Source organism: Microcoleus sp. T2B6, from assembly GCF_036700475.1.
In the GTDB taxonomy this organism is placed as follows: domain Bacteria; phylum Cyanobacteriota; class Cyanobacteriia; order Cyanobacteriales; family Microcoleaceae; genus Microcoleus.
The window spans coordinates 1-7,870 of sequence record NZ_JAUBOZ010000180.1 but is presented as its reverse complement, the minus strand read 5'-3'; the positions used below and the strand labels follow the sequence as shown (position 1 = coordinate 7,870).

The window sequence follows — 7,870 nt, the reverse complement described above, 5'->3', positions numbered from 1 at the left end:
CTATGCCCTATGCCCTATGCCCTATGCCCTATGCCCTATGCCCATGAGTACCTCATATGAGAGCTCGAAAGGCTATACAATAACTAATAACTAAAAACCCACAACTACCACTGCGGCTCGGAAGCCATCAAAGCAGTCGCAGCCTCGCTGGGTAACGGCTTAGCAAAAAAATAACCCTGACCATATTCGCAGCCGATCGACCTCAACCTAGCTAATTGTGCCGCCGTCTCCACACCCTCAGCAATCACATCCATACCCAAAGCATGAGCCAGCGCCACAATCGTCCGCACGATCGCCACATTCTCCCCCTCGCTTTCGATCTCCATCCGCCCCACAAACGACTTATCAACCTTCAAAGTATCCGTAGGAAATCGACTTAAATAACTCAATGACGAATAACCCGTACCAAAATCATCAATTCCCAACTTGACATTAAGCTCCTTCATGTGCTTCAAAACCCCGATCGCCGACTCCACATCCTCCATCACCACACTCTCAGTAATCTCCAACTTCAAACTCTCGGCACTCAAACCCGTTGTTTCCAAAATCACCTGAATGCGATCGACCAAATCCGGCTGGGCAAACTGCTTCCCAGATAAATTTACACTCATAATCAAAGGTCGATCGAAATCAAACATTCCCTCCCAAAGCCCCAACTGCCGGCAAGCCTCCTCCAACACCCACTCACCCAGCGGCACAATTGCCCCCGTTTCCTCAGCCACCGGAATAAACTTCATCGGCGGAATCAAACCCCGCAGCGGGTGTTGCCAGCGTACCAAAGCCTCAAACCCAATAATCCTCCCGCTTGCCAAAGAGACAAACGGCTGATAGTGCAGCAAAAACTCCTGACGCTTGAGGGCAATCCGCAAATCCGTCTCCAACTGCAACCTCTCCACCGCCAAAGCGTGCATCGAAGCATTAAACACCTGATACCTTCCCGTTCCCAAAGCCTTCGCCCGGTACATCGCCGTGTGGGCGTCCCGCAGCAAGTGTTCAGGCTGTTCCCTGACATTCGCAGCGGGTTCGCCCCCGATGGCAATCCCGATGCTTGCTGTCACAAACACATCCTGCCCCTTCAACTCAAAAGGCACAATTAAAGCTTGGTGAATTCGCGTGGCCAAATCCACCGCACTAGCAACATCAACATTCCTCACCAAAATCGCAAAATCATCACCCCCCACCCGCGCCACAGTATCTGCACGACCAATACTTGCCCTCAACCGCAGCACCACCCCCATCAGCAGTTCATCCCCCACCAAATGACCCAAAGAATCATTAATCACCTTAAACCTGTCTAAATCCAGAAACAGCACCGCAAACAGATAGCTGCGGCGGCCCCTAGTATTGGCGATCGCCCGCCCCAGGCAATCCACGAACAAATCCCGGTTGGGCAAACCCGTCAGAGAATCGTGAAAAGCATCGTAAAGCTTCCTGTAAGCACTGACACCCACACCAGTCACCACCAAACCTAAAGCCGGCGACACCAGCGGCACCCACCCACCCCCAGTAAAAATCCCATAACTAATCCCCAAAAGTCCCATCAATGCAGCACCCCCAGCCAATCCCGCCCTCCCAGGATGCTGAATCCGCCAGGCCAAAACCCCGCCAACCATCGCCCAAGCACAGTTCCACAAAATTTCCGCCCATTCTGGCCACACCCAAAACAGCGATCGTCCATCCAAAACCGCACTCAATATTTGGCTGAGCATTTGCGTGTGCAGCAACACCCCCGGCATTTTCGGACTTTGCTTTTTAACCGGGCTGTAAGGCGACAAAAACAAATCTCTGGTACTCGGTGCCGTCGTCCCGATCAACACAATCTTGTCCTTAACCCAGCTTGGTTCAATTTCTCCCTTCAATACCTGCCTGATACTGACTTGTCGCGCCACCTCGTTCGCCGATCGGTATTTGAGCAGAATTTGGTAGCCTTTGGCGTCAATATTTGCATAGCCGCCGCTGTCAGAAGTTAAAGGCACAAATTCTGCCTTTCCCCAGCTGATTTGGTGAGGATGAACAGCGCTATTTTTCTGCTGTACTCTGTTTTTGAGATACAGCAAAGCCACTTGCAGAGAAAACGAGAAAGCAGTATTCTCTTCTGGTTGCGAGACTGAGAGCAAATTGCGGCGTACAACACCATCAGGATCGAGCACGAAGTCGTTAAAACCAACCCGATCGGGCGGTATCCCCGGAGGCGCCGGCACTCCCTGACTTTCTGAATCGCTCAATTTATAGATCGCCACCACATTCGGTGCTTTCAGCCCCGCCAGCAATTCTTGGTGTCCCGGCGCTTGAGGCAAATCCCGGTACAAATCCAAACCGATGACTTTTGGCTGATACTTTTGCAGTTTTGCCAAGGTTTGAGCGATCGTCTTGTCGGAAATCGGAAATCTCCCCAAAGCTTGAATATCGGCTTCAGAAATTTCCACTACCAGCAGCCGCGGATCGGGGCCGGAATCTGGCTGCAATCGCACTAACGAGTCAAAACTCCCCAATTCCCAGCTTTGCAGGCCTCCCAACTGCCGAACTCCCATATTCAGCAGCGTTACAGTCGCGCCCACAAGCATTGCAGGCAAAATCCTGACCCGTCGGTTTTGAGAACTCAGGTTGAGGCCAGTTGCCACAGACATGACATATCGAAGATTTCGAGAGAATTTGGCAGTCACAGAAAAAATATGTCGGTGCAAATTAGCTTTGCACAAGTCTGTTCTAACAGAATTGAGCTTAATATGAGATTGAATGTAATTTTTTCAGAACTTGTGCCGCAACCGAGTTTCTTTAAGCTAATTACTCGATTTGGCAAAGTATTTCTGGAATGGGAACCGGGTTTTTGAAGATTTGCCGACAAATCCTGTCTTTCATTCCTTGTTTCCCCAAATTCGCACAAGCGTTAAAATTTAGTCGATCGAACTTTCAGGATATTTTTGAGATTATGGCGAATCAACTTCCGATTCCGGTGATTGTTAACGGTGCGGCAGGCAAAATGGGCCGCGAAGTAATTAAGGCGATCGCCCATGCTAGTGACATGACTTTATTTGGGGCTGTAGACCGCTCCCCTGAGTGCCTCCACGCCGATGCCGGGGAATTAGCCGGATGCGGCCCGTTAGAAGTTCCCATCACTGACGACTTGCAAGGAATGCTGGTATTAGCAGCTCAGGAAAAGCAGTTAGGGGTGATGGTAGATTTTACGCACCCTTCGTCAGTTTATGAAAACGTGCGATCGGCAATAGCTTACGGCATTCGTCCAGTAGTCGGCACTACCGGATTGAGCAGCAAGCAAATTGAAAACTTAGCTGAATTCGCTGATAAAGCGAGCATCGGCTGTTTGATCGTACCCAATTTCTCGATCGGCATGGTTTTGCTCCAACAAGCCGCCGTCACGGCATCTCAGTATTTTGAACACGTAGAAATTATCGAGCTGCACCACAATCAAAAAGCCGACGCTCCCAGCGGCACAGCGATTCAAACTGCCCAGATGTTAGCAGAAATGGGAAAAACTTTCAATCCGCCAGAAGTTGAGGAAACGGAAAAATTAGCCGGTGCTCGGGGTTCAGTGGCCGATGAAGGGATTCGCATTCACAGCATCCGTTTACCCGGTTTAATTGCCCACCAAGAAGTAATTTTTGGCGGCGCCGGTCAAGTTTATACTTTACGACACGATACGAGCGATCGCGCTTGTTATATGCCCGGAGTGTTGCTGTCTATACGCAAAGTCCTGGAATTGCGATCGCTCGTTTACGGCCTGGAAAAAATACTGTAGGTAATTGGTAATTGGTAATTGGTAATTGGTAACTTGTTACTACTGCCAACTGCCAACTGCCAACTGCCAACTGCCAACTGCCAACTGCCAACTGACTAATTATGCTAATTCCCTTAACCCGCGAAACCTTTCAAGAACTAATTCCCGCCGTCGCCACGGGAGCGCAATACAAATATATCTGGGGAAAACCGCCCGATTTTTTGAGGCGAATGTTAATCTCGGCAGTCAGCGTAGTTTTCCTCCTGGTAGTTTATAACTTCGTCGGTTCCGATGTCGGGCCGCTAGTTTTAATCACCGGATTGATAGCTGGTTTGTACTGGCTGTGGGGGCCGATTTTGTGGGCGAGTTTGCGGAATGCAGAATGCCGCAAATATCAATACTGCGGTTTTTGGCAAGGACGAGTTTTGGATATATATATTACAGATGAAGTCACAAGTCAAGAAGAAACAGTCAATCAAAAAGGACAACTCGTAATAGTTGACAACCTAGAACCGCGCATCAACTTAGAAGTTGGTGACAAAACCGGATTTACTACTACACTTCGAGCTCCCTTGCGGAAAGATCACCAAGGAATTGTCCCCGGCCAAGCTGCTTTAATGTTAATCATGTCAAATCAAGAAGATTTAGGCAGAATTGCCAAAGTTTCAGATATTTATATTCCCAGCCGTGACGTGTGGGTGAGCGACTATCCTTATTTACGCAGAGATTTGTTTGTCGAGATGAGCCAACAGATTAAAAAAGGTAGGAAAAAAGACCGAGAGCGAGATAATGACAATAGAAGCACAAAAAGGCGATCGTCCGCTGATTATTAATCTGGGACTTATGCACGGGTGCGTGGGCAGAAACCGGGTTTTTGGGAGATACTTGGTTGTAGTCGCAAATTAAGGTAAAAAACCCGGTTTCTCGGATCTCATATCAATTCCGTTATTATCGGAATGACAAGCGAAGAGACTGCAGTGCCGTTTCCCTACCGAAAATAATATTGTAGGGAAACGGCACTGCAGTCTCCTAATTTTGGCTAATAATTCCGATGCAACCGGAAATGATCTCACAGATAGAATGACTACTGACTAATAACTAATGACTAATGACTAATGACTGCTGACTTATCGCTCAACTATTCCCCTCTTGGCCGTAAGCCTGCCAAGCCAAATCCACCAGCCCGTTAACAATAGCCACAGCTACCACGGCAGAGCCCTTGCGGCCCTCAATCCGAATGTGAGGAATCATCGAATCGTGCAGCCGCGACTTAGCCACATCAACCCCCACAAACCCAGAAGGAGTCCCAATCACCAAAGCCGGTCGAATTTCCTCAGATTCAATCAAATCTACGATCGCCGACAAAGCAGTTTGAGCCTGGCCCACCACAAAAATCCCTTCAGGATAGCGTCTTGCCAAAGTTTCAATCCCCCAAGCCGCCCGCGTCCTTTCCCTTTGGGGGCGCGTCAAAGCCTCCATCGAACAGTAAACCGGATTCGCAAAGGTAGTTTGGATTTGTGGGGTAATGCCCACCTGCACCATCGGCACATCTACCACGATCGTAGTCCGAGCAGCCAAAGCTGCCGCCCCAGCCTGCAAAGCCTGATCGGAAAAACTAATTAAAGACTTGTACTCAAAATCAGCAGTCGCATAAATCACGCGGCGGACTATTTCGTACTCCGCCGCTGAAAAACCGTGGTCGCCAATTTCGTTATCGATTAATCCCAGACTCTGGGCATCGCTTACGTGCCATTCCATTTGTTGGATAGCTGTCGCCTGTGAGTTGTCAGGTATCAGCTTACCAGCTTTTAGTCATTGGTCAACAGTTAACTGTTGACTGTTGACTGTTGACTGTTGACTGTTGACTGTTGACTGTTGTCACTTGGCTGACAACTGACAACTAAGTTTCCGACGACGAAGAAGATTTGCCCAACACCGGAGTCAGGAATGCCACCAAAACTCCGATCGCAAAACCGGCCACATTACGAACCAAAGGCAACCAGTCAGAAGTCCGAGTCACCACTGGCCCAAGTCCGAAAGCGAAAAACAGAATGCCCCACAGCGGCGAAAAAATCAGCGCCCACTGCCAAGCCACAACCTGTCCCGGCTTCCGAGGCTGAGCCGCAAACCCGCAGATGACGCCGCCAACCACCGACGTAATTAACGTCAGAACCCACTGTTCCCTCGGCAAACCCGGAACCACGCGGCATCCGCCCTGACGCAAACAGCCTTCTATCGACTCCAAAGATTCAATAATCGCTCGATCTTCCCCATTGTCCCGCACAAAAAATTGATTACCGTAGCGGGTTTGCAGTTCCACCCAAAAAGTGCGCGGCAGCAGCGGATACAGCGAGTCGCCCACATTAAAATTGAGCAAATTGCCCCCTCGGGGGTCAGCAACTAGCAACACACTCTTGTCATCTAGCCCCCAATAACTTTTGACAGCCAAACCGGGCGTGCGATCGTACTGAGTCAGCACTCGCAGTTTCCAGCCGGTTTCGGCTTCAAAGGCCTTTAAATTTTTTGCCAAAGTTTGTTCTTCAATATCCGTGAGGGCTTTAGCTAAGTCAATGATCGGCGTCTGAGTTGACGGCAACAAATCGGGATTATTGAAAGCGTGAGCCGCAGGTGCGATCGTCCACACGGACAAAGCCAGAAAAAATGCGGCAACAGAGGCTAGAAATTTTCGCGGGAAAAGCTGTGACATAGGAACTTATAATCCGGGTCTTAATTGTGAATGCTAGCTGGCGGTCTTAACCAGAGGATAAGAGAAAACTCATATTTCTTTACAATTATTTACTTTACAGGAAGCGGAGAGCAAGGGGAAGGGTTCGGGGAAGGAAAGTTTGCGATCGGGGAAGGGGCTGAAAATTAACTGTAGAGGGCGCAGTTGCGATCCAGGGCCAACCATCGTTAAGCAAGAGCTCGATTTCCTGACGGGGTGAGTATCGATCCCAGATATTGCACCCGCAATCAAAAACCTGTAGGCGCGGGTTCACCAAAAGCTTTAAGGGGTGCAGACAGGTTAAATAAACCCGCCCCCACCTACAAAAAAGCCCCTTATTGATATTGGTGCAACATCTCAGATTAATAATAATTCAAGCCGATGGTAACAAAGAGAGACCGTGTGTGCGATCGGTTATTTAAGTATTTTCCTGCCTGAAAAAACTTACCTTCATAAAGATTTAGCATAAGTTGAAAAACTACCAGTAAATATACTGGAAATCCAACAGACTAGCAACACCCAAAAAAGCTCTAAAATTATGTATTTTCCCGAATATCTTTATCATCGAGCCGAGCCGATAAGGATGAGCAACCGCTGAATAATGATTTAAAAGAAATTAACCATTTCTCAAGGAGTGTCCAGAGTGCCTTTAACCGACCCGATTGGAGAACCTTTAACAGAAATGGAATCCTTAATTCCCGGACTTGCCCCAACTTTCGCCCCACAAATGCCGGGAATTCAGACTAACAAAACCTTATTAGAGCAAACTCCTGGCTCTTCTGAAAACCCCGAACAACCTAACTTAATAGAACCCGCAAGCGGGCCCGCATCCGAATTCAGTCGAACAGAAGCTGATGCTTTTATTATTAATAAAGCCTCCGATATTAACAGCATACCTTCTACCAACACCAGCCCTCTGATAACTAACAGCACTCTCAGGGATACAACAAATTCTGAAGTTGACCCCCTAATTGGTAAACTCGACTCGGACTTAGGAGACCCCCTAACCAACCCAAATCGAATTGCCTCAAATAACGATACTTCTGATTTTAATAAACCCGCTATAAACGCACCTGCAATCGACTCGTCAATCAGCAACTCAGAATTCAATAAAACCACAGCAGCTACAACCGCTGCGAGTGATGAATTGCTGGAAAATAAAACACAATTATCACCAACCGCCTCCACAAAATCAGAACAAGATTCGGACAAAACATTACCCGTTGTAACTGAATCTACCACGAGCGAAAAAGCTTCGGACAAAACGCCATTACCCGCTACCGCTGAAACGACTTCAAAACCCGAAGAACACCAAACGCCTTTATCATCAGAGACTAAGCTGTTGCACATTTAAACTGTGATACAATCATTACCCTTATTTTTGATTTTGCGACCCCATTTAATTATTA

6 protein-coding genes are annotated in these 7,870 nt (G+C 48.2%); 3 read left to right on the top strand and 3 right to left on the bottom strand.

What is annotated here, in order from left to right; genetic code table 11:
• Positions 1–104 precede the first annotated feature (104 nt).
• Complete coding sequence (locus QUA00_RS35505; RefSeq protein WP_333413230.1) at positions 105–2,627, bottom strand: EAL domain-containing protein; 2,523 nt, start codon at positions 2,625–2,627, stop codon at positions 105–107.
• A 302-nt stretch (positions 2,628–2,929) separates the two neighbouring features.
• On the opposite strand from QUA00_RS35505, the gene dapB reads away from it, so the two are divergent.
• Positions 2,930–3,757 carry a 4-hydroxy-tetrahydrodipicolinate reductase gene (dapB, locus tag QUA00_RS35500; RefSeq protein WP_333413228.1) on the top strand — a complete coding sequence of 276 codons (828 nt, stop codon included), beginning with the start codon at positions 2,930–2,932 and terminating at the stop codon, positions 3,755–3,757.
• A 101-nt stretch (positions 3,758–3,858) separates the two neighbouring features.
• Positions 3,859–4,569, top strand: coding sequence for a phosphate ABC transporter permease (locus QUA00_RS35495; protein WP_333285339.1), 711 nt, complete (start codon positions 3,859–3,861; stop codon positions 4,567–4,569).
• A gap of 301 nt (positions 4,570–4,870) precedes the next feature.
• On the opposite strand, the gene QUA00_RS35490 is transcribed toward QUA00_RS35495, so the two are convergent.
• The gene (locus QUA00_RS35490) at positions 4,871–5,494 is read right to left on the bottom strand and encodes a precorrin-8X methylmutase (protein WP_333285340.1); all 624 of its coding nucleotides are present in this window, start codon (positions 5,492–5,494) and stop codon (positions 4,871–4,873) included.
• A gap of 142 nt (positions 5,495–5,636) precedes the next feature.
• A complete protein-coding gene (locus QUA00_RS35485) occupies positions 5,637–6,443 on the bottom strand; it encodes a TPM domain-containing protein (RefSeq protein ID WP_333378671.1) in 807 nt (268 codons plus the stop codon).
• A 661-nt stretch (positions 6,444–7,104) separates the two neighbouring features.
• Between QUA00_RS35485 and QUA00_RS35480 the strand changes: the two genes are divergently transcribed.
• Positions 7,105–7,815 (top strand): hypothetical protein, encoded by a 711-nt coding sequence (locus tag QUA00_RS35480; RefSeq protein WP_333413226.1) that lies wholly within the window; start codon positions 7,105–7,107, stop codon positions 7,813–7,815.
• Positions 7,816–7,870: the final 55 nt, after the last annotated feature.

Excerpts from the sequence above, each read along its gene's own strand:
- QUA00_RS35505 (WP_333413230.1), bottom strand. The coding sequence starts at position 2,627 with ATGTCTGTGGCAACTGGCCTCAACCTGAGTTCTCAAAACCGACGGGTC.
- dapB (WP_333413228.1), top strand. The coding sequence starts at position 2,930 with ATGGCGAATCAACTTCCGATTCCGGTGATTGTTAACGGTGCGGCAGGC.
- QUA00_RS35495 (WP_333285339.1), top strand. The coding sequence starts at position 3,859 with ATGCTAATTCCCTTAACCCGCGAAACCTTTCAAGAACTAATTCCCGCC.
- QUA00_RS35485 (WP_333378671.1), bottom strand. The coding sequence starts at position 6,443 with ATGTCACAGCTTTTCCCGCGAAAATTTCTAGCCTCTGTTGCCGCATTT.
- QUA00_RS35490 (WP_333285340.1), bottom strand. The coding sequence starts at position 5,494 with ATGGAATGGCACGTAAGCGATGCCCAGAGTCTGGGATTAATCGATAAC.